Origin of the sequence: Paenibacillus sp. OV219, assembly GCF_900110075.1 — a bacterium.
Classification (GTDB): domain Bacteria; phylum Bacillota; class Bacilli; order Paenibacillales; family Paenibacillaceae; genus Paenibacillus_Z.
The window spans coordinates 91,233-115,743 of record NZ_FOCJ01000011.1 but is presented as its reverse complement, the minus strand read 5'-3'; the positions used below and the strand labels follow the sequence as shown (position 1 = coordinate 115,743).

Sequence of the window (24,511 nt, the reverse complement as noted above, 5' to 3'; positions counted from 1 at the left end):
AGAGTACTCCTGTATGTAATAAGATAGAGTACAATCGTATTCAGAAATGCACTGCCATGTATACTAGTAAATCCTGCATACAGTAGAGTAGACTTCCCTAGCAGCGCCAATCAGGTATAATAGCGATAAGCATCACCTAAATATAGGAAATGCTTATTCTTCGCCCACGGCTTCGGCCGCGAATACTTCTGGGAGGTTTACCATGAGCAATCAAGAGTTATCCCCTTCGGGGCAGCCGATCTACCGTCACGAAGCAAGGGAACGTTCACTTGTTCCCGCATACGGAAATGATGAAACGATAGACCGAATTACCGAGCATGTCGAGAAATATATCGGCCCCGTTCAAACCGTGTTTCATGAGCTGGCCTCCGACTTGGTCCATATTGATATTCTCATTGTCGCGCCAACAAAAGAACGCAATTTCTACACACTCATTACATGCGGTATGAGCGACGAACCAATGACCGTTCCAGCCGGTGCCGAGGCATATCGTTATGCCGAGCTGATGATTTGCCTCCCTCCTGATTGAGATGTGTCTGAGGAAGGATTTCGCAAAGAAGAAAACTACTGGCCTGTGCGCGCTTTGAAGACTCTAGCGCGTCTGCCGCATGCGTACCATACCTGGCTATACGCAGTGCACACGATTCCAAACGGCAATCCGGCTGAGCGATATGCCGCGAGCACAAAGCTTACTGGGATGATGCTCAATGTTCCTGCAACGATCAAAGCAATAAACGAATTTTTCACGCTCCCCTTCTCACCCGAGAAAGAGATTCATTTCTTTAATTTGATCCCGTTGTATACAGAGGAAATGGACTTTAAGCTGAAGCATGGCGCCGATGCATTGCTCGATAAGCTCTCGAAAGCAGGCGTTACGGATATTATTAACATAGATCGCAAGAACAGCTGTAAGAAACGGTTTGGTCTATTCTAATCTAATCTATTCAAATCTATTGCAGCCTCCCAGGGCCGGAGCACCTTTACTCGTAAAGGAAGCTTCCGGCTCTTTTTCGGATTTTTCGGAAATATGGCTAAGCGATTCTCACATGAAGCTGTTGTCGTGCAAAAGAAGCAAATTGCCGAGCATACGTATCTGATCTCGATGCAGCTGAAGGATACGAAGGAATTCTCAAACACGCCAGGCGAGTTTCTGCGCGTCCTCGTCGGCCTCGATCAAGACGCCAAATTTATGGATATGATCCGAGCCTACTCGGTCTGGAACTATGATGCCAAGACGCGGACTATCGATATGGCTGTCAGCACATTCTCTGCCGGGGCTGGAGCTAGCTGGGCGGAGCGCGTGAACGTTGGAGACGCGGTCTTCTACTCTGGTCCGAAGGGTAAATTCACCGTAAGTGACGGTGATAAAAGCGATTATTACATCCTGATCGGCGATATATCGGCACTGGCGCATCTGTACGAAATTCGGCGGCATCTGCCAGCGCAGAAGCAGGTGCACAGCTTCATCTACGCGGATAGCGATAAGGGCTTCTTCGCTGATTTGGACGGCAGCACGCCGCTCGCCTTCAGCGAGCTGCCACTGAATCCGAGCCAATAGCTCGCTATCTTTTTTAAGTGGCCTATCCGTGCGAATTGTAGACCGGTGCAAGGCGACTGTCTTCGCGGGCAATGTAGTAAACCTTCAACGCTACAAATACGCCGCCTATGACGCGGTCAGCACAAGTACCCAATCGTTCCCTCTGCCGCTGGTCGGTGGCGTGAGCTTTACCTTTTCTTCTTCGCGGCTCAAGAACTCGCCAATAGCGCTGTACTCGCCAGTGCGCGGGTCAAACCATGAGGCCGAAACGTGACTGCCCGCCCAGCTACGAAGTGACGCACGGAACGGAATCCCGTTCGGGCTATAGATAAGGCCGTAGTTCTCGCCTCGTGTTGCGACCATACCGTTCGCGCCTTCGAAATTATCGGCGATCAAGCTTTGATCGGGCACACGATCCAGGTACGATCTTGATTCCATCAAAGCGCGCAGATGCTGCATCTGCGTTGCACCCGGCCGATTCAGCGCATCCTGCCACGTCATGATGAAATACGGCCCAGGCTCCGTTGTCATCGACCAAATGCTGTGATGGCCGTAAGTCGTACCGAACCCGCCTGCAAAGACGCCGTAATAAGCGCCCGTCCGTACATCCGCTTGATCGAAATAGCCGCGGGAAGCATTGAAATTGACAGGATGGTCCTCATAAGCCGGCTCCGCGTCCACTACAGGCTTGACCGGCAGCCGATCATAATCGCCCTTCATGTGCTTATAATTCTCGCGGACCTGCTCATGGTGTCCGGATTGGATCATATTGAAATCGAGCCAAGGCTCGTCATGCATATGACGAGAGGAAGAGGTGTTGCCGCTCGGATGGAACGTAATGAGCTGCGAATCTTGGACGGCCTCTCGCAGTCCAGCAGCCAGCCCATTGTTGACTTCGAAGTGATTGCGTGTCATTAGCGAACGGTCTCCGCCAAGCACCCAAATGATGTTGGAGCGATTCCTGTATCTTTCGCCCAGCCAACGCCCGTATACTTTGGCATTCTCGCCGTTAAAGATTTCCGGTCCCTTGCCAAATGCATCCTGATGATACTTGTCACCCCACGTTGGCAGCAGCGCCACATAGAGCCCTAGTGATGCCGCAAGATCAATGATGTAATCGACGTGCGCCCAATAGTGATCATCACCATCTGTATCGGGCATTGTCGGATCATAGTCGCCCGCGGCATTTCGCTTTAATGGCTGCCTGCCATAGGCAGAGCTCGTTGCGACGCCGTCAAACTCGGCCAGCGCGACCGCCTGCACGACGTTAAATTTCAGCTGAGCCCGGTTGCGCAAATACAGCTCCGCTTCTTCACGGTTTAATTTGTGAAACAGCTCCCAGGCGGTATCGCCGAGCCAGAAGAATGGAGTGCCGTCCTCATGAATGAGAAACCGTTTATTGCTGCTTACTTTCAAACGCTGCAACGTCGACATGCTTTACGTTCACGCTCCCGATCAATATGGAATGATGAAATGATAAATGCAGACGGTACTATTCGCTTCCACGTTAGCCGCATAGCCGCAATTTCAGGCTATCACATTCGCCTTATATGTACAATATGTATACAATAAATATACTAATCAAGTGACAGAAAAACAGCCGGGATAGCGCCTCTCTCAACGGCATTACCCGGCTTATGCAGCGTGCTTATAAAGCTGCTTCTGGAAGAGTTCCGGTTGCAGCTTAGAATTCGCTATCCGTATGTCGTGCAGCTATGCTATGCTGATCGCATATAGCGTCCACACACCATTATTTGGAGGTGCTTGCTCATGATTCACAATCGTTCAGTCCCGGTCGATACGATCTTGCCACACCTGTTCTATGAGAATGTCGCTGCTGCCTCATCGTGGCTGCAAACCGCCTTCGGCTTAGCGGAGCACTTCCGCTTCGAGCTCCCTGACGGCAATCTGCACGGTGCGATGATGTATCGCGGCAACGCTTGGGTGATGCTCAAGAGCCCCGGGAAATCTGCCACAAGCCCTTCTAAGTTAGGCGGTCAGTCACAGTCGGTTATGCTATTCGTCGATGACATCGAAGCGCACTACGAAGCAGCCCGTGCTGCACAAGCTGTAATTATTGAACCGCTTGGTACCACGGAATACGGTGAGCAGCAATATGTCGCTGAAGATCTGGAAGGCCATCAGTGGATCTTTGCGAAGCATGTGCGCGACGTTCACCCAGAGTCTTGGGGTGCGAAGCTCTCCACGATTAAAGAGGCGGAGTAACGACGGAGGAACCACGCCCGCGGCCCTGTCCGCCGCGCTTAGTGCGCAGTACGGTCCGAACGCTGAGATAGCCGAGCAGACTCGCTTGAAGCATGAAGAAGACGCCCCAGAAACCGGCGGGTAGCCCCGTCTTGTTAGCCAAGCCAACTGCATCGCCGGCACCGCCCGGCGTGTACAAGCTGAGCCATAGAATCGTGAAGCTGCTCGATACCGACTCTGCCAGCACGAATGCGAATAAGCCGATCGACAGTGCAGCAGCCCAGTTGCCCTTGCGCCACAGCGCGAAGGCGAGCAGTCCGATGAAGAGCACCAGCCAAATGACGCCGAATGGATTTCGCACCCAGAGCAGCACATTGACGGAGGCTAGGATGACAAACAGCCAGAGCGTCACGATATGCTTATTCCTGGAACAGAGGAGTGCTAATCCGTAAGCAGCAAGCGATGAGCCCACGTAGCCAGCCGCGCTTGTAACCATCGAGGCCAGGTACGACGAGGACATCGTATAGGTCACGCCTTCCGTATTCGCGAAGAGTCGAATCTGCAGCACCTGTCCTTGCAGAATGAGCGACACAATCGCATGCGCCGACTCGTGGATGAGCGTGTTCGCGATGCGGAAGAATGGCCCGATGAAGGGGATATGAATGACAATAAAAGCGAGTATAAAATAGCCAATATACTTCCAGTTCATAAGACGTCCGCCCCTCTTGTATGGCGATAATTCTTCTTCCATTGTAGCACAGGCGGCTGGTGGATAAATAATAAGCCGTGCAGCCAAAGTGCTGCACGGCTTTCGTTATTGAGTGAGTGAGCTAGCTATAGCGAGGTCGCAAGAAGAAGCATTCGAGACTTTCTCCACAGCCTAATACCCGCACGGCATTCGCCCTAAGACCTCTTGCTAACCGCAGTCTCCCCAGCTCGGGCGCGTCTCCATCTCGTTGCCGGGCGAGCGCATACCCGCCCGACGTACTGGTCGAATAGCTCTGCCAGCACCTCGTGCTGGAACTGCGTCTTTGCCCTCTTGTAGCCGCTGCGCACCAGCTGTTCTCGCAGCGTGGGATTCTGGGCAAGGCGGACGATCATATCCGCAATTGCAGCAGGTGAATGCGGGTCGACAACCATACCGGTCTCCCCGTCCAGTACCGCTTCCACTGCACCGCCGGAGCGCCCGGCAATGACTGGCACGCCTGCGGACGCCGCCTCCAAATAGACGATGCCGAACCCTTCCGCATCGCCCTTCTCCAGCTCCCGGCATGCCATAATGAACTGATCCGCTAGATTGAAGTATTCATTGAGCAGCTCGCCTCCGTTCACGCTACCGATGAACCGCACAGCGTCCGACACACCTAGCGTACGGGCGAGCGTTTCCAGTCGCTCACGGTCCGGTCCGTCGCCGACGATGACATATACCGCATTCGGGATTTGCTCAAGAATAGCAGGCATCGCTTCGATCGTCCGGTCATTGCCCTTGCGCGTCACGAGACGACCGACAGATAGGATGACATACTTGCCTTCCAGTCCGTGCTGCTGCGCAAGCTCCTTGTTTAGAGTTTTCTTCTCATAGATCTTCTCCACACCGGGATTGACGATACTGATCCGATCGGGATGAACCCCATATTGCCGTACCAGACGCCTCGTGTACTCACTGTTCGTCAGAACGCCGTCTGCTTTGCGCAGAATAAGCTTCACAACTTGGTTCAGTCCTAGATACCGCCGGAACATGAGCATATCCATTCCATGCGTCGAAATGACGTATCGCCTGCCGCTGAACACCCGCAGCAGCAGCCCGATAAAACCAATCAGCACGTAGCCATAGACTGTCACATCCGGCTCTTCGCTGCGCATCGTGCGCCGCACTTGGCGAAACAGCCTGCCCCAGCTCGTCACATCGACTTGCTCACCACGCATAAAGGACCCCCGCACAATCGTGAACGGCTGATTGCTATCGAATTCCGCACTCCCCTCATATTCCGGCGCAATGACGGTCATGCCATGCTTGGTATGCTTCGATAAATTGTAATAATAGTTCTGCATGCCGCCGATGCCAGGAGGAAAAACCCCGGTAACGAGAACGATTTTTCTACGTTTCATAGACCTTCACCTTTCTCTTCAGGTAAGTAAGCGATTGAATCACAGCCCAGAATGCAACCTCCGCCATGATATTCCACAGCCGTGCAATCACGGAAATATGCAGCGCCACATCTGCCCCAAGCTTGAGTGATAGGAAATAAACGAGAAACCCTTCGCGGACACCAAGCCCGCCCGGGAGCGGACTGAACAAGCCAAGCAGCCAAGACGTCGCGAACGTCCCTGCTGCGTAGAACAGGCCGATATGCTCGCCGCTGAAGCTGCCCGTCAGCATCCAGAAGGCAATGCCCATAATGAAATGGCTGCCGAGAAAGCACGCCAAATAACCGAAAAATTGATTGCGCGTGAGTAGCGCTCTCGCCCCGCTAAGACGTGTATCGCCAAACGGCCCCGAGAATCTCGCAATCGCCCTCTGCAGCAGCTTCCATTTGGATGCCCGCTCAAACAGTCTGCCCGTCCACGCGGTAACGCGCGGATAATAGAAGTAAACTAAGGTACCCCCGACCACCACGCCAACCAGAATGAGCTGTGGTGGCGTGCCCAATGACACAGCAAGCATCAACGCGTAGATTAGCGCAGCCGAGACAAGGAGGATATTCTCATAAATAATGGCGGAGAACTGTGCATTCAGCGGAACACCGGCGCGCGATGCGAGCACGATGCGCCCGGCGTAATTCCAGAAGCCTCCTGGAATGTACTTCGCAAATTGCGAGTTAATAAAAATATGCAGACCAGGCAGCAGCCGCAGCGAGCCGCCCCTTTCGCCCGAATGCCGTCCTTCTCTGCCGACTGCATTCACGATTAACACCCAGATGCCCGCCTGCAGCATCAGGAAGAACGCAAACAACGCCATTGACCCGTAGAACTCCACATTAGCTTTGAAGAGAAACGAAGTAATATCCGATAGCTTGAGCGGAATATTCCGCACGATGAAGAAGACGATGACCGCCAAGAATACGGCCTTAAGCACAGCTGGCGCTAATCTTCGCAGCACCGCCACCCCGTTTCACTTCCTTTCCCTATCGGTAGAAGCCATCTCTTAATTGTAAGCGACAATTGTTAAGCTTTATGCCGTCCTTCTTACAGAAATTATTAAGATTACGTTGCCCGGAATACTCGCAAAATAAAAAAGAGCACGGTACTCGGCAAGTACCATGCTCTACTTTGAACTGCTACTTGCCTGTTTGCTGCTCTGCCGTAATGCTCCACGTCACGCCAAACCGGTCGACAAGCTCCCCGTAATAGATGCCGAAAGGCTGCATCGCGATCGGATAACGTACATTGCCGCCGGCCGACAGCTTCACGAATACTTCACTTGCTTCTGCTTCCGTTGGATAGGACATGCTGAGTGTGATGGCTGTCCCATAATCGAGCGCCTCCATCCGGTCCGACATGAAGATGGAGTTGCCGCCAGCTACAACCATGCTAAGATGCATCACTTTATCTTTAAACTTATGCTGTGCGCCCATAAGCTGCTCATGGGTCATGACAGACAGAATTTCGCCTCCGAGCGCCTCAACATAAAAAGCAGCGTGAGCTCGTGCGTCTTCCGACTGTATATAAGGGGTTAAATTTCCCACCGTTCAACATCCTCTCTGTTCTTAAATGAATATCTATCTTGCACTAGTATAGCCCAGTGCCGCATGCAAGTAAGCCTTAATCAGCGGATGGACTTCACCCCGAAGCGCCGATCGCTCTGGTTGAAACAGCGCCCCAATATAGAACGGATGTGACGTGAGCTCCATAATCCGGGCAATACCGTCCGTGTCAACGCCGACGACAGGCATTCCGCTGCGCTCGAATTTGGAGAGAAACGCTGCGTTTAGTCCATAGCTGCATGTGCCATATTGCTCTGTTATCTCATGCCGCCCATAGGCCTTCGCCACGAGCGAGCTCGGTGTAAGGATGAATGTATCTGTTGTTTCGCGTAGCGTGCAGGTAAGCGGCGTAACTAAGAGCAGCGAGGCGTCTGGATTCACTTCCTGATGGTCCGCCTCGATAAGACCAAGCACATTTCGCGCATATTCAATGACCATATGCTGAAACCCGCCGCAAGTGCCCAGCAGCGGAATTCCATGCTCGCGCGCGAAGCGAATGCCGTTCAGCGCGCCTTGCATGCTTGCGTACGGACTTGCTGGTACCGACCATAGCGCGTTATACGTGGCAAGCTTATTCTCCCAGTGCTCGTCCAGCTCCGTAGTTGGGATCCATTCATATCGCACCTCGCAGGCGACAGCTGCCGCCGCCAGCTCTAACGCGAGCGGAATTGCTGCATGAGCTTTCACCTCCGGCTTGTAATCGCCGATGAGTCCAATTCTAACTATCCGTTCAACCTTCTGCATGACAAGAATCTTCCCCCTCTCCCATCGTTAAAAACCAGAAAAGCCTGAAGCACCTTACGCCTGATAACAGCCGCCCCGCCCGGACATACTTACAACTGTTGGCATACTTACCAATACTACAGAATCTATGGATGGAGCTGATCTTATGCATGAGAAAGGATTATCGTGGCAGCAGCTGTCGCTGATTGGCGTCGGGTCCATCATCGGAGCTGGCTTCTTCCTCGGAACGGGTCTGTCGATCCGAACTGCTGGCCCCTCGGTGCTCATCGGCTACATCATCGCTGGGGTCACTACGTTCATCGTCTTCGCATCGCTTGCCCAAATGACGGCAAATGATCCGCAATCCGGCTCGTTCCGTGCCTACGCCAGAATAGCGTTCGGTCGCTCCGCAGGCTTCCTGTCCGGCTGGGTGTACTGGCTGTCTGGCGTTCTCATCATGTCCAGCGAGATTGTCGCCCTATCAACCTTCACGGAGTACTGGTTCAAGGGCGTACCGCTCGGCGTATTCTCCATCGCCTATGCGGCGCTCGGCTTCGGCATCAACTTCCTTGGCGTCCGCAACTTTAGCCAAGTGGAATCCACCTTCGCGATCGTCAAGCTGGCGATTCTGGTCGGCTTCGTTCTATTCGGTGCGCTCTTCATCTTCGGCGCTATTCATCCAGCCGCAACCGTCGCGACAGCCTCACCCGGCGTACAGCCTTGGTTCCCGCACGGGGTCAAAGGGCTCTGGTCAGCGATGGTCATCATCTTCTTCTCCTTCGGCGGCATCGAAGTTGTCGGCGTTACCGCTTCAGAGCTAAGACGCAAAGAAGATATCATAAAGTCCGGTATAGCACTGCTCATCTCGCTTGTGCTCATCTATGTATTGGCACTATACCTGGTGCTGCGAATGGCGGATTGGCGCGGGCTCAGCGAAGCGACCAGTCCATTCGTCACCGCACTGTCGACCTTCTCCATTCCGTATCTCGATACCTTGTTCAATCTCGTCATCATAAGCGCGGCCTTCTCCACCATGGTCGGCGCTCTCTTCTCCATCAGCCGCATCATCGTCTCCCTCGCCGAAGACGGCGACGCACCTCGCGGGCTTGCCAAGCTGAACCGAAGAGGCGTCGCATGGAAGTCGCTGCTGCTAACCGCAGCCGCTCTAGCCGTGTCCATCGGCTGCTCTTACGCGCTGCCGAACACGATGTACGAATACGTCACAACGGCAGCAGGCGTCATGCTCATCTTGAACTGGGTTCTCATTCTGGCTTCCTACTTGAAGCTGCAAGCCAAGCAACATCCAGCTCAAAAGCCACACCGCACAATCGCTCATCCATACGCCGCATACGCAGGCATCGGGTTCATCCTGATCGCCATCTCCGGCGCACTGCTGCACCGCAATGAGCGTATCGGCCTTGGCTTAAGCGCAGCGCTCATCATCATCGTGCTGCTCGCCTCTCGCCTGGTCGCCGCGAGACACAAGCACTAGAGGCCAGTCCGTGCTGCACTCGTATCTGCCGGAAGTCTCTTATTACTAATTTATTCCATAATATCAGAACGTATGATCCCCTGTAAATCAATATCTTTCATCCAATCGAACCGATCCTCCACGGTTCCGTACTGAATGCCCGTCAGCGTGTCATACAGCCGTTTAGACAGCTCGCCTGTGCGACCAGCACCGATAATGAGCCGCTCGCCTTGCCAGCACAGCTCCCCGATTGGCGACACAACTGCCGCCGTTCCGGTGCCGAACGCCTCCTCCAATATCCCGGCTCGACCTGCCTCATAAACTTCTTCAATCGAGATCGCCCGCTCCTCCACAGTTATCCCCCAGCTCTTCAGAAGCTGAATGACGGAGCTGCGCGTAATCCCTGCAAGAATGCTGCCTGATAAGGCAGGCGTACATACTTTGCCGCCCATGCAGAAGAACACATTCATGCTGCCAACTTCCTCAATGAACCGATGCTGCGCCGCATCCAGCCACATCACTTGCGTGTAGCCCGCTTCCTTCGCAGTCTGCTGGGACATGAACGTAGCCGCGTAGTTGCCCGCTGTTTTCGCTTCGCCAACCCCGCCAACGGAGGCACGGACATGATCGGACTCAACAAAGATACGGACCGGATTAATGCCTTCGGGATAGTACGCGCCTACGGGCGACATGATGATGGCGAACTGATACTGCTCGGACGGAGCAACGCCCAGCACCGGCTGTGTCGCAATGACGAAAGGTCGAATATAGAGCGAAGTGCCCGGCTCCGATGGAATCCATGCTTCATCGACTTCAATTAGCCGCTCTATCGCGGCAAGGAACAGCTCACTGTCCAATTGCGGCACACTCATACGCGCATTGGAACGATTCATCCTTGCTATATTCGCTTCCGGGCGAAACAGCCGTATGCAGCCATCGCTGCCTCGGTATGCTTTTAACCCTTCGAAGATCGTCTGTCCGTAATGAAATACTTTGGCTGCCGGGTCCAGTGTGAGCGGTTGGTAAGGAACGATACGCGCATCATGCCAGCCCTGCGACGCTTCATAATCGAGCATAAACATATGGTCGGTAAAATACTTCCCGAAACCAAGCTCCCCCTGCGGCGGCTTCGCCTTCAAATTCGTGCTTTGTTCGATTCGGATCATACGGCTTGTCATGCTTCCATTTCTCCCTCACTGTAGATTGTCATTGCATCCTACCACCGCGAGAGGTATATATAAAATATCTATTAGGTCGATCATCCATACCTTCAAAGTATGTGATAGAGGAGGCAGTAATTGTGGACATTAGACAGCTCAAATACTTCCTGACGATCGCGCAGGAGAAGCAAATTACGCGGGCAGCCAAGCTACTGCATATGGAACAGCCGCCATTAAGCCGCCAGCTCATGCTGATGGAAGAGGAGCTCGGTGCGAAGCTTTTTGAACGGGGACATAAGGAGCTAACGCTCACCGCGGCGGGTGAATTACTGAAGGGTAAAGCAGAGGCGCTGCTGCTGCAGCTCGATGAAACGGTGAACGAAGTGAAGGAGCTCGAGGCTGGCGTAAGGGGAACGCTCTCGATTGGCGCTGTCGTCTCCTGCGTGTCGATTCTGCCGGGGCCAATTCAGCTGTTTAGAGGGAAGTATCCTTCCGTCACTTACAAAATCGCAGAGGGCGACCATTACGCGCTCGGGGAAATGCTGAATAACCGCGCGATTGAGCTCGTCGTGTCACGGCTGCCCTTTGAATCGGATATTTTGCCGACGCGGCTGGCGGTGCATCCGCTCCCGTCTGACCCTTATGTCGCGCTTCTGCCTGCTGCCTGGGCGCCCGCTTCCAGCGATCATGCGATCAGCATCGAAGAGCTGGCCAAGTTCGATTTCATCACCTTAAAGACGGACAAGACGATTCGCATGCACGAGCACATCGTTCAAGAGTTTAAGCGCAAAGGGCTTGAACCTAATTTAATCGGCGAATGCTCCAGCGTTGCGATTATTATGTCGCTTGTCGCGGCGGGTATTGGTGTCACCGTGTTCCCGAAGTCCGTTATCGCTTCCTTCCCGTCGGACCAAGTGACTGTACTGGAGCTGCGAGATGCTCATATCGAATCGGATGTCGGCATCGTATGGCTGAAGGATCAGAAGCTCTCACGCAGAGCGAAGCACTTCATCGCGTGCTTTGAAGCGGAACAAGTGTAAACGGACTTTCGCCGTCCTTTCGGCAAAAGCTGACGTTTCGCGGTGACATTATAGAAACTTGTACAAGTGAAACTTATAAATTCTAAAATGTTAACAAAAAGCTGACTCCTTGTGACAAGAGTCAGCCCCGTGTGCCTACTTAGTACTGCTTCGAATAATCGACAACATTACGCATGCTGAAGGTCTCGCCCGCCAAGTAATGCTGCAGATTCGAGATGAACAGCTTCACGAGCCGCTCCGCATTTCGCACGGTGTGACCGCCGGAATTATGCGGGGTCAGAATGACGTTCGGCAGCGACCATAGCGCATGACCGACCGGCAGCGGCTCCTGCTCGAACACATCGAGGCCCGCGCCCGCAATGATGCCCTGATGGAGCGCCTCCACCAGATCCTCAGTCCGCACCGTACCGCCGCGCCCGACATTGATGAAATACGCGCTTCGCTTCATCGCAGCGAACCGCTCCGCATGGAACAGATGACGGGTCTCCTCCGTCAGCGGCAAAATGTTCACGACATAGTCCGCCTCCCGCAGCGCATCGTCCAAGCGGCCCGTATCGTACACGACATCGGCCTCCGGCATCGCGCCGCCCGAGCGCCGAACCGCAATGACGCGCATGTCGAATGCGCGTGCAAGCCGCGCGACCTCGCGGCCGATCTCGCCCGCACCGACAATGGCGACGGTGCCGCCGTTCATCTCAGCCAGCGTATACGGACTCTCCCATACGCTGCTCTGTTGATTGCGGACGGCCGCAGCGATGCCGCGCGAGAGGCCGAGCATCATGGCGAGGGCGGTCTCCGACACGCTCCTCGCATGAACGCCGCTGGCATCGCTGAGCATGACGCCGCGCGCCGCAAACTGCTGAAGCGGCATCTTATCGATGCCGGACGACCAGCCCTGCACCCAGCGCAGCTTCGTCCCTTCCTGCAGCGCGATGCCTTTCACTTTCGCATCCCAGCCGAAGATGATCTCCGCTTCCTGGTAATACACATCATCGGTTTCGGCTCCAGGCTGCCCGAATACGATCTCCGCATCCGGCGCAGCGAGCCGTATCGCCTCCTGCTGCTCTTCCGTCAAACCATCCAGGCATAACAGCTTTACACCACTCATCGCGTTCATCGCACTCCTCTCGCTTGCAAGGTCAGCTTGCTCGCAGATCCCTCGTCAAGAATAACCGTTACATTCGGATGGAGCTGCAGCAGCGACGCTGGAACACGAGTCGTCACCGGACCTTGGAACGCCTCCGCAACAATATCCGCTTTGTTCGCGCCGGCTGCGACGAGCACGATCGAGCGCGCCTTCATGACTGCCTCGAGACCGATCGTAATCGTGCGGCTCGGCACTTCCTCCGGTGTATGGAAATGTACGGAGCCAGACGGACGATTCTGTTCATAGATATCCGCAACGTAAGTGGTCACAGGAATGGCGTCTGCAGGCTCGATGAAGGCGATATGCCCGTTCAGACCAAGCCCCATCAGCTGCCAATCGACGAATTGCAGGTCGCGAAGCACTTGGTCGAACCGCTTGCACTCCTCATCGAGATCCGTCGCTGAACCGTCCGGAATATGAGCGGCTTTGCGCTTCGTGCGAAGATGCTGGAACAGCTGCTCCTGCATGAAGGTGCGGTAGCTCTCCGGATGATCTGGCGGGATATCGATCAGTTCATCGGGATTGACGAAGGTTGCCTCGGCAAAATCCAGCTCCCCCGCTTCCTCCCTACGAATCCACTCCTGGAAGATGCCGTACTTGATCGGCGAAGAGCCTGTCGTCATGCCCAGCACAGAATCCGGCTTACTCTTCAGCTGCGCCGCGAGCGAATCTGCAATTCGAGCCGCGATCTCCGTTGTCGTCATCACTTCAAACTTCATCGTTCATGACCACTCCTTCACGTATTCTCGTATTCTCGTATTCCCGTTTCCCGTACTCACGTTTTCTGTCCTTCTCGCTTATACCTGCTGCAAACGAAACACCGCTTTGTTCTCGCCAACGATGCGGTTGTTATCGTTCATGACCTTCTGCACGGCTAGCTGCAGCATGCTGTCGATTGTCTCCTGCTTGCGGTACCCGATCTGCTGCAAAATGGTCGCTACAATAAGCGGCCACTCGTCCTGGGAGCCGTCGCTCACCTTCAGCGCGAATCCGAGACGCTCCTCCTTAAGGCCGAAGCAGTACACACCCATCGCCCCGCCTTTGGCTACGATATTCGAGTCGCGCAGCAGCGTGGAGCAGATTTGGTTCGAGCCGCCGATCATCTGAGGCTCTGCATTCATCGCTTCCGTCAGGCGCTGAACCGCAGCACGCAGGCTTGCGTCCTCGATCAGATCCGGGCAGGCGAGTTTCATGTACGCTGTCGCGATATTTTTGAGCGGAAGCGCAAAGACCGGAACACCGCAGCCGTCCACACCAAGTTGAATATGCTCAATCGGGTAGTCCGCAAGCACAGAAACGGTTTGCAGAATCTCCTGCTGCGCAGGATGCTCCTTCTCCCAATAGTCGTCCGTGCCAACACCTAACATTTTGCACAGCGCCATAATGCCGAAATGTTTGCCCGAGCAGTTGTGGTAAATGCGCCGCTTCGGATTGTCGTCCTTGAAGAGGCTGTCACGCTCTTCCGGGCTCAGCGGATAAGTCGGCAAGCAGACCAGGTTGTCCTCCACGAGGCCGATCTTACGCGATAACGACTCCAGCGCCTCGATGTGAAACGACTCGCCCCGGTGCGATGCCGCCATAAGCGCAAGCTCCGCATCCGTCAGCCCGAATTGCTCCTGCACGCCGCGCGCAACGGCAGGCAACGCCTGCAGCGGCTTCGCCGACGAACGGAAGAAGGTCGGCTGCTCGATATCGCCAACCAGATAAACCACTTCACCTTTATCATTCACACCGCAAATTCGCCCGCGATGCACATTTTCCACGATTTCACCTCTGGATTCTTCCACTAGCACGTCTGACATTTTCATTCCCCACTCCCATCGATTAGATGAATTTCCAGCTATTCTATTATTCTAGCATTTTGGCATGTTGCCTGCTTCGATAACGATTATTTTGCTGAGAATCTCCGTAACGCCCTGCTAGGCTTCTGCATAGAATGCTCCATGATCGTAAACGGAGGTATCAAGCTATGAACTCGCAAGCATCGGCAAACCAGGAAAATAAGCCACACCATGAGCATAAATCGAACAACGCGCAAAAATCCCAGCATGAGCATAAATCACACCATGGCCACAAGCCAATCTATCAGTGTGATGCGAAGGTCCAACGTACGATGCAAACAGTGAAGGATCATCTCCATCAGCTATGCGCGGATCACGTCCACCGACTCGTGAAAGTCGAAACCTGCGACGGCGACGTGTTCGAAGGGCATATCGTGTCCTGCCACCGTGGCATTCTATTCATCTGTCTATCGAACGAAGGCTGCGACCGCGCTTTCTTCCCAGGAGGACCGCCAATCCATTATAACAACGTGCTGCCGCTCGTACTGTTTAACCTTCTTGCCATCTCGTTGCTATAAGCAGCAGCTTTGATAACTAACCAGACAGTCTATTAAGGAGTGAAACAATTATGGCATTTACCCCGCCGTTTGGACCGCAAGGGGCACAGCAAGCACCAGCAGGACCACCGCCGTCAACCGTTCCAATTAGGCCGCTCACATCGACGCTGGCCATTGATCCGGGAGCCATCTCACGCTGCATGTTCCGCCATACGTATATTTGGCCACGCAATGGAGCTGGCTTCTGGTTCTATCCGATCTTCATCGGCCGGACTTCGATATCGGGCTTCCGCTGGAACGGATTCTTCTGGATGTTCTCCGGCTTCGACCTGAACCGCATCGACGCATTTACCTGCGTATAAATCCTTATTGTAAAAAAACTGTATGCCCAGGAGGGCAATGGTACTATCCCCTTCAAGTAGACACTCAAAAAAACCTTCATGGTATCATGAAGGTTCGAGTGCCACTTAGAGGGGATATTTGTATTGGCTATCTTCCCATACACATCTCAGTCGTACAACGATATGCGGACCCTATTCAATTACACTTCTAATGGTTGGAATAACCGGTTCACCCGCGAGCAGGTGTACGAGATCATTCTCGGTTAATCTTTTGAGCGTATCATAAACGTAGGAATTCTCCGTCTGCAAGATGAATTCTGCGACAACACTCAAAATAAACAACATTTTGAATCCTTCAATAGCGACAATATCGAAATGACTCAGCTTGCGTATAGAGTGATAGCCTTTAATAATAGACTCACAGTAAATGCTGCCTTCTCCTCCCATATGCGCACACATTTCTCCTATGTCATACAAATGGTAGCCGTAGATACATCTCCCGAAATCGATAGGAATCACATTCTCTCCATCGGTTAACAGGTTCGCATCACGCAAATCCGTATGAACGATACCGATATATTCCGGGTTCTGATCCATCTCGTCCATTCTTTGAATGATGAAACTGAGCGCATCCTTGACGATCGTATATTGAGCAGGTGTAATCGTACCTACCTCAATGCCCCGTTCTATGGTATTGATTATTTTTAGTACATGCTGCTGTCTATGAACGGGTCTTTTGCTGTATTCGTTCTGCATGTGGTTAATCGAGCATTGGTGCAGCTTGGCAGCTACTACTCCTGCGCCATAGGCTTGATTTGCATATTCCGGGGAGTACTGTGTCAGTTCAACGCCGGGAATAAAATTTCTTAATAAGCATTGCGTACTTATTCCATTGAGCGTCATCAAAGATAGCAATTGGCCGTCTTTATTCCGTACAGGGGATGGAGATTTGAGCTCTGGATAATTTTCATTCAAAATTTGCTGGATACGCGCTTCAGATGCGATGGCTTCAGGCGTATAGTATTTGTTGTTCTCATCGTTTGACGTCGTGTCTTCTTGTTCCTTCTTAACGAAGAGATCAAACATATATTGTTCCTTGTTTGAAAGAATAACCTTATAAACCATTTTGTTGCTGTGGGAAATTAACTCGAGCTGCTCAGCAACCAGCGAATATTGTTCTAGTAATAGATCTTTGATTAGGTTCTCGTACATGATGCCTCCTAATTAGATGGAACGTATGTTTACGCATGTATTGCAAAACTTTTGAATGGCACATTGTGCGAGGCTTCGACGATATCACCTAGCTGCCCTTGGGAATTTCTCCCCCAAAGCCATACGCTGCCATCCTTGTCAAGCGCCATCGCGTGCTTCGTACCTGCGGCGATATGGATAATATCCGTTAACCCTTGTATAGGTTTCGCTGATCTATTATTTTCATATGACCCGTCTCCAAGTTCACCGAAGTTATTGCTGCCCCATGACCAAACAGTACCATCCTTGCGAAGCGCCAGTGTAAAGCGCCCCCCTGCTGCAACGGTTTGAACATCAGTAAGTCCAATGACCATTCTTGGCATGATCGAGCATTTGGCATCGAATGTTCGATCACCTAATTGCCCCTCTGGGTTGAAGCCCCAAGTCCAAACGGTGCCATCCTCTCTCAAAGCCGTTCCGTGACAACCACCTGCAGAGATATGTTTGATTCGATCAAGCGAAGGAATTTGTGTAGGTGTCCGAACTTCATCTCTGATTGGGTAAGGGTCTGTGCAATCGCCAAAGGCGCCCCAACGCCATACCGTTCCGTCGTTTTTTAACGCCATGGAGTGAAAACAATTGGCTGCAACTTCTTTAACGTCGGATATTCCCTCGATCCTCATGGGCGATACACTTGCATCAACAGTTCCATCTCCAAGCTGACCATACCAATTGGGTCCCCATGTCCAGATGGTGCCGTCTTTTTTTAATGCTAACGTATGGAATACGCCTGCTGAAACCGCAGCAATATCATGAATACCTTCCACTTGAATGGGAGTGTCAACATAATTGTCGATCGTACCGGTGCCAAGCTGACCGTGTGTGTTCTTCCCCCATCCCCAGACGGTCCCGTCGGATTTTACAGCGAACGAGTGGTGAACGGCGGCTGCTATCCCTTCAACATGAGATAGTAATTTGATTAAAGTAGGCTTGCTTCCATCTTCACTCTTCGCCCTGCCAACGTTGCCCCATCCCCAAACCGTACCATCCACATTGACAGCTAAAGTATGCTCCTTGCCTAGTGCAGCGTACTTGTTCTTGTTGGCTTCGACCGCCTTAAGATCGAAGCCAGCAAACATCTCTTTAGCACTCATTTGATACCTACCTTCCATAGAGTGAATCGATTTGGTCACTGTGGCAATGATGTCCTCCAGACGCTTCTTCTTCTGGAATAGCAGCTCCTTATGCTTTGCTAGTGTTCGTTTGCGATCATAATCGGGACTGTCCATAATAGCTTTGATCTCGTGCAGAGGAAGTCCGATTTCGCGGAAGAACAAGATCTGCTGAAGCTGTTCCAATTCTCGGTCTGTGTAAAGACGATGTCCAAATGGGTTCACGGATTGAGGCGCTAGCAATTTGATTTCATCATAATGATGCAGGGTGCGTATGCTAATGCCTACCATTTCGGCAACTTCCTTAACTTTGTACAGCACATCATCACCTCCAACTACATCCTAATCCATCACGCTACGTGAGGGGCAATCGTTTTTTTTAACTTCCAAATTAAGCGTTCGTTTGCAGCTGCCACTACCCGGCGGACATTGGACAAGGCCACATGCCATACACTTGCATGGAGACATGATTCAAGGAGGCCGGGTGCTGCTTATGACAACCAAACAGGAATTTGTCGTCGTCGTTGTTCCAATGTCTGAAATCAAGAAGTTCATCGTCATCGATATTATCGGTGGTACCGCGCTCTACTATATGATCAAGCTGCCGCTGCACTCCGTCATGATAGGCATGTTCGGCAGCATGATCGGTCCCTTGCTTATCCGCAGATCGCTTCGAGGCAGACGCTCCCGTAAGACGTATACCGTCCTATTCTAACGAGGCTGGTCGATGCAAGTGATGTTGAGCAGCCGCTTGCAGCAATGCAATCGCCGCCCGCTCCCGCCGCTCGATATCCTTACTTTGCATCGCTTCTTTTAGAATCGCGACCGCTTCCGAGATCGTCTCGGCGTCGATCCAGCTCGCAGCAGTAGGAGCAGCCGGCTTTACTAGCAATTGATCCAGCTGCTCGCGGCTCAGCGGGCGATGAAACTGGCCGATCTCTCCGTCTTGCTCAAGGAAAGCCGTTACTTCCGGATGAACATTGCCCGCATCCACCTGTTGAAGCCACGTGACACCTCGCCGATGGCCGCTGTCTTCCTCCTCCGTATCGCACTCTTCGACATAGTAATAGTCGCCAAGATCACCTAAGTATGTACGCTCGCCATCACTGACGAGAATATAGTCACCGTCTTGCATAACATGCGCGAACAACATATGCATAGCTGTCTGCTGCTGCACCTCAGTTAGCGGGCAGACTTTCGCCAGCTTCGCAGCCAGCTCTGCGTAATCAGCTATAAGGCTAAGGTCGCCAAGGCGCTGCCTGCCAAAGCGAACATAATGATTCTGGACATATTCAGATAACGGATGCTTGCCTTCTGCTTGAACCTTCATGCGAAATAGTTGCAACTCTAGTTCCTCCCTGCCAGAAGCTTTTATATACAGCACACCTGCTTTTGCTATAATAGAGTAGCCTTAGTAATAAATTACAACACAAGCTGGTGACTTCATCATGCCTATTTTATTCGATATGAAGACGATTACAACAGCTCTTGGCATTGGCTATCTGTTAACCTTACTGCTTATCGCTGCGTATTGGCGAGATAAACAGAAGATGGATACGATCAAGATCTTGTTTCTCACGTCAAAAGCAACCCAAACTACCGGATGGTTCCTAGCGGTATTTCGCGACAATATTTCGGATCTGCTGTCGATCTCAATCGCCAATTCTCTCATGCTGTTCGGCTTGGCGCTGGAAGTTATCGCCCTGCTGCGCATTCATGATACGCCTAATCCGCAGCTAGTGAAGCTCTATCTCTTCATAACCGCGATATGCATCGCTAGCTTTCAATATGTGTACCTCTTCCATAACGAGGAGCATTATCGCATTGTTTGCGTTTCGATGACCATGGGGATTCTGTTGCTCCCGACCTGCCGCGCCGCGGTGCAGCAAGGTGCCAGCATCTTAATGCGCATCATCGGCAGTATTTATATGGTCGTTATGGTGGCTTTCTTATACAGAGGGATGTCCGCTTGGCATGCTACGAACTGGACAAGCCTGTACCATCCGAGCTCATATCAGCTCATCTCCATCATGACCATTTATCTTGCCCTTGTTCTCAGCAGTACCGGCTTTGTCCTGCTCCTGAAGGATCAAGCCAGCCATGAGCTTATCCGTTTGGCGAGCTATGACAGCTTGACGAACACATTCAACCGCAGAGCCTTTACAGACTATGCGGATAAAGCGATTCTTCTTGCAGTGAAACAGGGCACTCCGGTATCCTATCTCTTATTTGATATCGACAAATTCAAACAAATTAACGATACGCATGGGCATCACGCAGGCGATCAGGTGCTGCAGGATTTGGTTCATCAGATTAAGTCCTATCTCTGCGAGGCTGATCTGTTCGTGCGCTATGGCGGCGATGAATTCGGAATTCTGCTGCCGGGTCATAACGAGGTGCAGTCCGATAATCTGGCTTCAGCCATTATGCAAAAAATAAGCCAATCGACACCGCTTGGCGCAGTCCCCCTCACCTATACAATCAGTTTGGGTGTTATCACAGTCATTCCAAATCCGAAAACACGAATCGAGCATCTCTACACTAGCTGCGACAAGGCGCTATACCACGCCAAACGAAACGGACGCAACCGCATGTCCCGCAGCCAGTTGCATGTCGAACAGAAGGCCGAGCTTCTCGTATGAGGAGCCCGGCCTTCTGTTATTTTCACCAAATTGTCGGCTTCATCACCATAAATGCAAGCATGATGAGCAGAAGCGCCAGATAGATCCAGACCGCGCGGTTCAGCAGCCGGGTAATCCGTTCCTTATCCTGTCCCGGCTCTTGAAATTTGCGAATTTTCGGAGAGAACGCCCTTGCCAAGAAAAGCAGCGACCCGACTAGAAGCACAATGGTCATGACGATCCATGAGGTTGACCAGGCCCACGAGCCGACAATGACGAGCAACAGCCCGGATACGACAAGCAGATGCCCTGAATGCTTAGCAAGACGAATAGCTGACCGAAACGTATTCAGATAGGCGTTCTGTTCCAGCACTTCCGCAGACCGGAGCCTCTTAATGACCGGTATAAAGATAAAGAAAGGTCCTATCGACATAATCGCGCTTAAAATGTGGATGTAAAGCAGCAGCGAATACCAGCTAATCACCTAGCAGCTACTCCTGCACCGGACGAAATTCATGCACCCACACGCGCATATGCGGCAGCCACGGCATTCCTTTGTGGTAGGATAGAATCGTTTGCTTGTAATCTTCCACGTTCTCGAACCCTTCCTGCTTTGCATGCTCATCCGTCAGCTCGCCGAGAGACTGCGAATATACCTTCTCAACGACAAAATGATGCCCTTGCAGCTCCATCAATTCGCCGACATCGGCATAACGCCCGTTGCGCCGCTGTGATGTTTTGACACCTGCAAGGACTTTTTCTACATCCGGCTTCACCGTGACTAACCGCTCAATAGAGCAGGTCTTAGGAGGAAGCTCGGTCTGCTCGTCCGTATTATTCGACATCTTACTTTCCCTCCATCATGATGCAATCTCATTATTTAACCTCAGTAGATTGCCTAATTGAATGGAGTGATATGCACGCAGCGCCAAATTTGCCTATCGGAATTCCTTACGACCTACGCTTAACCGGAATCCAGATCTCGCTGCGGAAGGTCGGCGAAGTCGTATCTTTATCTGCGTTCCAGAGCATCTCCGGCCCCATCACCTGTTCATAGCAAGGAACAGCTTCTCGAAATCGACGGATGGGAAGATCGAAACTCCGATGCTAAAACTGTAATCCCTCCCGGTAATACAGTCCAGCCATTCCCAGACCGACCGGCGCGCACCGTGCTCGTTTGCCCAGATGCTGAGAAAGAGCACATTCGCTTTCCAGTGGAACGCCACCCGTTCAATATCCGCCCAAGCGACAATCTTATGCCCATAGAGCCACCGGTACTCAATATGTGAATCGGTCAGGACGAGGTATGGTTTTCTGATCAACATGAGAAGCCAGAAATACGCCACTACAACAGCACTCACTTCAAATACAAGGTTTTCCATAGCTTTAGCTGGATCGTCACTAAGAACCAGAATTGCAGTGATAAATAAAGCGATCATAAACCCAAAGCTAAAATGTACGTACCATTTATAAGCAGCCTTAGCCCTCATTGGCAGCTCGTACAGGCTATTCTCTTCTTGATTCAACCGGATTAGCTCCTTTATGCAACGCATTCTCGCTGTTTACGTATCTTATTTTAGCAGTTATCATCATACCAAGCTCATATCAGGACAACCACAGCCATACAATGAACCAAAACCTATGTAATCAGGAGGAACCCATTCATGCTCACTCGTCCACAAATCCGCGCGCAAGCAAGGCAGAGCTTATCCGGGAACTGGAAGCCAGCCGTCCTGCACTTCTTGCTGTTCATGGTTGTTAGCAGCCTCATCAACATGGTCACACGCAATATCGACTACATCGGCTGGTGGATTGGAATTCTGCTTGAAGCGCCGCTTGGATACGGGATTTATAATCATTATTTGGACTATGCCCGAGGGCAGCTGCCCGATGCGAACGGCCTGTTCCGCGGCTATAAACGGTACAAAGAGACATTCATACTCTATATCCTCTCGATGATTTTCACCGTGCTCTGGACGCTCCTATTCATTATTCCCGGCATTATCGCAGCACTGCGGTATTCGCAAGCACAGTTCCTGCTTAGGGACAATCCGAGCCTGTCACCGCTTGAAGCCATTAGCCAGAGCAAGCAGCTGATGATTGGCCACAAGTGGCGGCTGTTTGTACTGAACCTCTCCTTCATCGGTTGGGGGCTGCTGTGTATCCTGACGCTCGGCATCGGCTTCCTCTGGCTCGGACCGTATTACTATACGTCCATCGCGCACTTCTACGAAGAACTGCGTGCTGGGCACAATGCAAGCGGCAATAACGGCTACCTCAGCCAAGTCTAGCCGCCAAACAAAGACAGAGCACTGGCGCTCATCACGCTGTGCTCTGTCTTTGTATTTATGCTCTGCAATTGTTAAATCGGTTTAACGATTTCCCAATGATGGCCGAATGGATCGGCAATGCGCCCCACGCGCCAGCCGTGTGCTTCTTCCATCGGCACGACAACCACAGCGCCAGCCGCCACCGCTTGATTGAACAGGGCATCAGGATCAGTAACCGTCAAGATCATCCGAGCTAGCCCACGACCAGCCGTAGTCGCAGCAGCCGGATCAAATTCGGCATCCTCTTGAATCCAGAATTCCGCGCCTTGGACGGCTAACTGCGCAAGCTCCAGCTTGCCGCCATCACCCTCAAGCCGGTGCAATTCAACTGTGCTAAACGCCGCTTTATAGTAAGCCGCTGCCTCATCCGCGTGATGGACGAGCAGCCAAGGTGCAATCATCGCCCTTGCTTCTGCTGCTGACATTCGGACAACTCCTTCTCCTGTTGGATTATAACTGCTGCCGTAAGAATACGACACGCGACGTCCGAATTCCTCTCCAGCTTAACGCGATTCCGTACTCGTCTTCGAAGCTGTCAGCCGGCCATCGCCACGCGACAATCTGAACTGCGGAAGCTGCGGTATGATCATCCCCGTCAGCATGAGTAAGCAGCCGACGATGCCGCGCATGCCAAGCAGCTCATCCAGAATGAGATAGCCACCAATGACCGCAAACACCGTCTCCATGCTCATAATGATTGCAGCCTGCGTCGGCTGTGCATTCTTCTGCCCCACTACCTGCAGCGTATACGCGATTCCTACGGAGACAATACCGCCGAATAGAATCGGAACAAGCGCTTGCGACAGACCGTCCAGCGTGATTGTCTCCGTCCCGAATGCAGCGATGAAGCTTAATACGGAGCAAGTAACGACCTGGAAGAAGGATAGCTTAATGACGTCCGTCTTACTCGAAAAATGATCAATTAGCAGAATGTGCGCCGACCAAAAGAAAGCGCCGACGAGCTCGTAAATGTCTCCCTTGCTAAGCGACAGATTGTTCGTCATGCAGAGCAGATACAAGCCGACCAAAGCTAGCGCTGCACCGACCCCGCTGTTCATATTCAGCCGCTGCTTCAGGAAGAGCCCCAGGAAGGGCACGATAACGATGTATAAACCTGTAACGAAGGCGGCTTTGCCTGCTGTCGTATAGACGAGGCCGATTTGCTGCAGCGTTGCGCCGCAGAAGAGGACCACACCCGTGATAAGGCCGGATCTGGCCGCAGTTCGGTACGATAATTTTGACTCCACCGATTTCGTCTCTGACGATTTTGGCGTCCGTGCTGCTATTCTATCCAGTATCAGCATTAGCGGCACGAGCGATAACGCCCCTAGCGCGAAACGGACTGCATTGAAAGTGAATGGACCGATATGCTCCATGCCCTGACGCTGGGCAACGAAGGCGAACCCCCAGATAAATGCTGTAATTAGCAGTAACAGACTGGATTGAAGCTGTTTTTGTTTGTTCATAGATGCCGCTCCCGACTAGCTCAATTTTATAAAATATCTATTCACTATAACAAAAATACCGGACC

27 protein-coding genes and 2 pseudogenes are annotated in these 24,511 nt (G+C 52.3%); 10 read left to right on the top strand and 19 right to left on the bottom strand.

Annotated features, from left to right (window positions below; genetic code table 11):
- Positions 1 to 202 precede the first annotated feature (202 nt).
- Together BMY11_RS23485 and BMY11_RS23480 are read left to right on the top strand one after the other, a co-directional pair.
- Positions 203 to 934 (top strand): annotated as a pseudogene (locus BMY11_RS23485) (suppressor of fused domain protein).
- 93 nt (positions 935 to 1,027) lie between these two features.
- A complete protein-coding gene (locus tag BMY11_RS23480; protein WP_090581952.1) occupies positions 1,028 to 1,558 on the top strand; it encodes a siderophore-interacting protein in 531 nt (176 codons plus the stop codon).
- Between the two features lie 105 nt (positions 1,559 to 1,663).
- Here BMY11_RS23480 and BMY11_RS23475 read toward each other — a convergent pair whose 3' ends face one another.
- The gene (locus BMY11_RS23475; RefSeq protein ID WP_090581950.1) at positions 1,664 to 2,971 is read right to left on the bottom strand and encodes a glycoside hydrolase family 140 protein; all 1,308 of its coding nucleotides are present in this window, start codon (positions 2,969 to 2,971) and stop codon (positions 1,664 to 1,666) included.
- Between the two features lie 336 nt (positions 2,972 to 3,307).
- Here BMY11_RS23475 and BMY11_RS23470 point away from each other — a divergent pair, with 336 nt between their 5' ends.
- Positions 3,308 to 3,763 (top strand): VOC family protein, encoded by a 456-nt coding sequence (locus BMY11_RS23470; protein WP_090581948.1) that lies wholly within the window; start codon positions 3,308 to 3,310, stop codon positions 3,761 to 3,763.
- Here BMY11_RS23470 and BMY11_RS23465 read toward each other — a convergent pair.
- From BMY11_RS23465 to BMY11_RS23445, 5 genes are all read right to left on the bottom strand, one after another.
- Positions 3,747 to 4,451 (bottom strand): M50 family metallopeptidase, encoded by a 705-nt coding sequence (locus BMY11_RS23465; RefSeq protein ID WP_177182793.1) that lies wholly within the window; start codon positions 4,449 to 4,451, stop codon positions 3,747 to 3,749. The two genes, BMY11_RS23470 and BMY11_RS23465, sit on opposite strands and share 17 nt — an antisense overlap.
- Positions 4,452 to 4,645: 194 nt before the next feature.
- Complete coding sequence (locus BMY11_RS23460) at positions 4,646 to 5,851, bottom strand: glycosyltransferase family 4 protein (RefSeq protein ID WP_090581944.1); 1,206 nt, start codon at positions 5,849 to 5,851, stop codon at positions 4,646 to 4,648.
- The gene (locus BMY11_RS23455) at positions 5,841 to 6,848 is read right to left on the bottom strand and encodes a lysylphosphatidylglycerol synthase domain-containing protein (protein ID WP_090581942.1); all 1,008 of its coding nucleotides are present in this window, start codon (positions 6,846 to 6,848) and stop codon (positions 5,841 to 5,843) included. Before BMY11_RS23455 ends, BMY11_RS23460 begins: the two co-directional genes overlap by 11 nt.
- Before the next feature lie 172 nt (positions 6,849 to 7,020).
- Positions 7,021 to 7,428 (bottom strand): VOC family protein, encoded by a 408-nt coding sequence (locus BMY11_RS23450; protein ID WP_090581940.1) that lies wholly within the window; start codon positions 7,426 to 7,428, stop codon positions 7,021 to 7,023.
- A 33-nt stretch (positions 7,429 to 7,461) separates the two neighbouring features.
- Positions 7,462 to 8,190 carry a CTP synthase C-terminal region-related (seleno)protein gene (locus tag BMY11_RS23445; protein ID WP_256217728.1) on the bottom strand — a complete coding sequence of 243 codons (729 nt, stop codon included), beginning with the start codon at positions 8,188 to 8,190 and terminating at the stop codon, positions 7,462 to 7,464.
- Between the two features lie 145 nt (positions 8,191 to 8,335).
- Here BMY11_RS23445 and BMY11_RS23440 point away from each other — a divergent pair, with 145 nt between their 5' ends.
- Positions 8,336 to 9,661, top strand: coding sequence for an amino acid permease (locus BMY11_RS23440; protein ID WP_256217727.1), 1,326 nt, complete (start codon positions 8,336 to 8,338; stop codon positions 9,659 to 9,661).
- Positions 9,662 to 9,711: 50 nt separating this feature from the next.
- On the opposite strand, the gene BMY11_RS23435 is transcribed toward BMY11_RS23440, so the two are convergent.
- A complete protein-coding gene (locus tag BMY11_RS23435) occupies positions 9,712 to 10,818 on the bottom strand; it encodes a branched-chain amino acid aminotransferase (protein WP_090581936.1) in 1,107 nt (368 codons plus the stop codon).
- A gap of 122 nt (positions 10,819 to 10,940) precedes the next feature.
- On the opposite strand from BMY11_RS23435, the gene BMY11_RS23430 reads away from it, so the two are divergent.
- A complete protein-coding gene (locus tag BMY11_RS23430) occupies positions 10,941 to 11,840 on the top strand; it encodes a LysR family transcriptional regulator (protein WP_090581934.1) in 900 nt (299 codons plus the stop codon).
- 139 nt (positions 11,841 to 11,979) lie between these two features.
- Here the strand turns inward: BMY11_RS23430 and BMY11_RS23425 are convergent, their stop codons facing one another.
- The 3 genes from BMY11_RS23425 to BMY11_RS23415 form a co-directional block, all read right to left on the bottom strand.
- Complete coding sequence (locus BMY11_RS23425) at positions 11,980 to 12,948, bottom strand: D-2-hydroxyacid dehydrogenase (protein WP_090582087.1); 969 nt, start codon at positions 12,946 to 12,948, stop codon at positions 11,980 to 11,982.
- A 5-nt stretch (positions 12,949 to 12,953) separates the two neighbouring features.
- Entirely contained in the window at positions 12,954 to 13,706 is a 753-nt protein-coding gene (locus BMY11_RS23420) for a glucosamine-6-phosphate deaminase (RefSeq protein ID WP_090581932.1), read from the bottom strand.
- A 78-nt stretch (positions 13,707 to 13,784) separates the two neighbouring features.
- Positions 13,785 to 14,789 (bottom strand): asparaginase, encoded by a 1,005-nt coding sequence (locus tag BMY11_RS23415; RefSeq protein WP_177182792.1) that lies wholly within the window; start codon positions 14,787 to 14,789, stop codon positions 13,785 to 13,787.
- A gap of 167 nt (positions 14,790 to 14,956) precedes the next feature.
- Between BMY11_RS23415 and BMY11_RS23410 the strand changes: the two genes are divergently transcribed.
- Entirely contained in the window at positions 14,957 to 15,346 is a 390-nt protein-coding gene (locus BMY11_RS23410) for a hypothetical protein (RefSeq protein ID WP_090581930.1), read from the top strand.
- 50 nt (positions 15,347 to 15,396) lie between these two features.
- On the top strand, positions 15,397 to 15,687 hold the full coding sequence (locus BMY11_RS23405; protein ID WP_090581928.1) for a transporter: 291 nt from the start codon (positions 15,397 to 15,399) through the stop codon (positions 15,685 to 15,687).
- A gap of 171 nt (positions 15,688 to 15,858) precedes the next feature.
- Here the strand turns inward: BMY11_RS23405 and BMY11_RS23400 are convergent, their stop codons facing one another.
- Positions 15,859 to 16,878 carry a phosphotransferase enzyme family protein gene (locus BMY11_RS23400; RefSeq protein WP_090581926.1) on the bottom strand — a complete coding sequence of 340 codons (1,020 nt, stop codon included), beginning with the start codon at positions 16,876 to 16,878 and terminating at the stop codon, positions 15,859 to 15,861.
- Between the two features lie 29 nt (positions 16,879 to 16,907).
- A complete protein-coding gene (locus BMY11_RS23395) occupies positions 16,908 to 18,350 on the bottom strand; it encodes a MerR family transcriptional regulator (RefSeq protein WP_090581924.1) in 1,443 nt (480 codons plus the stop codon).
- 172 nt (positions 18,351 to 18,522) lie between these two features.
- Between BMY11_RS23395 and BMY11_RS23390 the strand changes: the two genes are divergently transcribed.
- Entirely contained in the window at positions 18,523 to 18,744 is a 222-nt protein-coding gene (locus BMY11_RS23390; protein WP_090581922.1) for a hypothetical protein, read from the top strand.
- On the opposite strand, the gene BMY11_RS23385 is transcribed toward BMY11_RS23390, so the two are convergent.
- Positions 18,736 to 19,374 (bottom strand): hypothetical protein, encoded by a 639-nt coding sequence (locus BMY11_RS23385; RefSeq protein WP_090581920.1) that lies wholly within the window; start codon positions 19,372 to 19,374, stop codon positions 18,736 to 18,738. The two genes, BMY11_RS23390 and BMY11_RS23385, sit on opposite strands and share 9 nt — an antisense overlap.
- Before the next feature lie 103 nt (positions 19,375 to 19,477).
- Here BMY11_RS23385 and BMY11_RS23380 point away from each other — a divergent pair, with 103 nt between their 5' ends.
- On the top strand, positions 19,478 to 20,671 hold the full coding sequence (locus BMY11_RS23380) for a GGDEF domain-containing protein (RefSeq protein WP_090581917.1): 1,194 nt from the start codon (positions 19,478 to 19,480) through the stop codon (positions 20,669 to 20,671).
- 22 nt (positions 20,672 to 20,693) lie between these two features.
- Here the strand turns inward: BMY11_RS23380 and BMY11_RS23375 are convergent, their stop codons facing one another.
- The 4 genes and pseudogenes from BMY11_RS23375 to BMY11_RS29770 all read right to left on the bottom strand — a co-directional run bounded on the left by BMY11_RS23375 (position 20,694) and on the right by BMY11_RS29770 (position 22,176).
- Positions 20,694 to 21,083 (bottom strand): hypothetical protein, encoded by a 390-nt coding sequence (locus tag BMY11_RS23375; protein WP_371262927.1) that lies wholly within the window; start codon positions 21,081 to 21,083, stop codon positions 20,694 to 20,696.
- A 58-nt stretch (positions 21,084 to 21,141) separates the two neighbouring features.
- A complete protein-coding gene (locus tag BMY11_RS23370) occupies positions 21,142 to 21,495 on the bottom strand; it encodes an ASCH domain-containing protein (protein ID WP_090581913.1) in 354 nt (117 codons plus the stop codon).
- A 106-nt stretch (positions 21,496 to 21,601) separates the two neighbouring features.
- Positions 21,602 to 21,706: pseudogene (locus BMY11_RS29490) on the bottom strand (AraC family transcriptional regulator); the annotation flags it as partial.
- Entirely contained in the window at positions 21,694 to 22,176 is a 483-nt protein-coding gene (locus BMY11_RS29770) for a PH domain-containing protein (RefSeq protein WP_177182791.1), read from the bottom strand. The gene BMY11_RS29770 and the pseudogene BMY11_RS29490, both read right to left, overlap by 13 nt.
- 138 nt (positions 22,177 to 22,314) lie before the next feature.
- Here BMY11_RS29770 and BMY11_RS23360 point away from each other — a divergent pair, with 138 nt between their 5' ends.
- The gene (locus BMY11_RS23360; RefSeq protein WP_090581909.1) at positions 22,315 to 22,941 is read left to right on the top strand and encodes a DUF975 family protein; all 627 of its coding nucleotides are present in this window, start codon (positions 22,315 to 22,317) and stop codon (positions 22,939 to 22,941) included.
- 71 nt (positions 22,942 to 23,012) lie between these two features.
- On the opposite strand, the gene BMY11_RS23355 is transcribed toward BMY11_RS23360, so the two are convergent.
- Both BMY11_RS23355 and BMY11_RS23350 read right to left on the bottom strand, forming a co-directional pair.
- The gene (locus BMY11_RS23355; RefSeq protein ID WP_090581907.1) at positions 23,013 to 23,405 is read right to left on the bottom strand and encodes a VOC family protein; all 393 of its coding nucleotides are present in this window, start codon (positions 23,403 to 23,405) and stop codon (positions 23,013 to 23,015) included.
- A gap of 78 nt (positions 23,406 to 23,483) precedes the next feature.
- Positions 23,484 to 24,446: a DMT family transporter gene (locus BMY11_RS23350; RefSeq protein WP_090581905.1), complete on the bottom strand. Its 963-nt coding sequence runs from the start codon at positions 24,444 to 24,446 to the stop codon at positions 23,484 to 23,486.
- Positions 24,447 to 24,511: the final 65 nt, after the last annotated feature.

Excerpts from the sequence above, each read along its gene's own strand:
- BMY11_RS23410 (WP_090581930.1), top strand. The coding sequence starts at position 14,957 with ATGAACTCGCAAGCATCGGCAAACCAGGAAAATAAGCCACACCATGAG.
- BMY11_RS23370 (WP_090581913.1), bottom strand. The coding sequence starts at position 21,495 with ATGTCGAATAATACGGACGAGCAGACCGAGCTTCCTCCTAAGACCTGC.
- BMY11_RS23440 (WP_256217727.1), top strand. The coding sequence starts at position 8,336 with ATGCATGAGAAAGGATTATCGTGGCAGCAGCTGTCGCTGATTGGCGTC.
- BMY11_RS23460 (WP_090581944.1), bottom strand. The coding sequence starts at position 5,851 with ATGAAACGTAGAAAAATCGTTCTCGTTACCGGGGTTTTTCCTCCTGGC.
- BMY11_RS23420 (WP_090581932.1), bottom strand. The coding sequence starts at position 13,706 with ATGAAGTTTGAAGTGATGACGACAACGGAGATCGCGGCTCGAATTGCA.
- BMY11_RS23480 (WP_090581952.1), top strand. The coding sequence starts at position 1,028 with ATGGCTAAGCGATTCTCACATGAAGCTGTTGTCGTGCAAAAGAAGCAA.
- BMY11_RS23445 (WP_256217728.1), bottom strand. The coding sequence starts at position 8,190 with ATGCAGAAGGTTGAACGGATAGTTAGAATTGGACTCATCGGCGATTAC.
- BMY11_RS23355 (WP_090581907.1), bottom strand. The coding sequence starts at position 23,405 with ATGTCAGCAGCAGAAGCAAGGGCGATGATTGCACCTTGGCTGCTCGTC.
- BMY11_RS23470 (WP_090581948.1), top strand. The coding sequence starts at position 3,308 with ATGATTCACAATCGTTCAGTCCCGGTCGATACGATCTTGCCACACCTG.
- BMY11_RS23425 (WP_090582087.1), bottom strand. The coding sequence starts at position 12,948 with ATGAGTGGTGTAAAGCTGTTATGCCTGGATGGTTTGACGGAAGAGCAG.
- BMY11_RS23405 (WP_090581928.1), top strand. The coding sequence starts at position 15,397 with ATGGCATTTACCCCGCCGTTTGGACCGCAAGGGGCACAGCAAGCACCA.
- BMY11_RS23435 (WP_090581936.1), bottom strand. The coding sequence starts at position 10,818 with ATGACAAGCCGTATGATCCGAATCGAACAAAGCACGAATTTGAAGGCG.
- BMY11_RS23390 (WP_090581922.1), top strand. The coding sequence starts at position 18,523 with ATGACAACCAAACAGGAATTTGTCGTCGTCGTTGTTCCAATGTCTGAA.
- BMY11_RS23415 (WP_177182792.1), bottom strand. The coding sequence starts at position 14,789 with ATGTCAGACGTGCTAGTGGAAGAATCCAGAGGTGAAATCGTGGAAAAT.
- BMY11_RS23400 (WP_090581926.1), bottom strand. The coding sequence starts at position 16,878 with ATGTACGAGAACCTAATCAAAGATCTATTACTAGAACAATATTCGCTG.
- BMY11_RS23375 (WP_371262927.1), bottom strand. The coding sequence starts at position 21,083 with ATGTCGATAGGACCTTTCTTTATCTTTATACCGGTCATTAAGAGGCTC.
- BMY11_RS23380 (WP_090581917.1), top strand. The coding sequence starts at position 19,478 with ATGCCTATTTTATTCGATATGAAGACGATTACAACAGCTCTTGGCATT.
- BMY11_RS23360 (WP_090581909.1), top strand. The coding sequence starts at position 22,315 with ATGCTCACTCGTCCACAAATCCGCGCGCAAGCAAGGCAGAGCTTATCC.
- BMY11_RS23350 (WP_090581905.1), bottom strand. The coding sequence starts at position 24,446 with ATGAACAAACAAAAACAGCTTCAATCCAGTCTGTTACTGCTAATTACA.
- BMY11_RS23475 (WP_090581950.1), bottom strand. The coding sequence starts at position 2,971 with ATGTCGACGTTGCAGCGTTTGAAAGTAAGCAGCAATAAACGGTTTCTC.
- BMY11_RS23465 (WP_177182793.1), bottom strand. The coding sequence starts at position 4,451 with ATGAACTGGAAGTATATTGGCTATTTTATACTCGCTTTTATTGTCATT.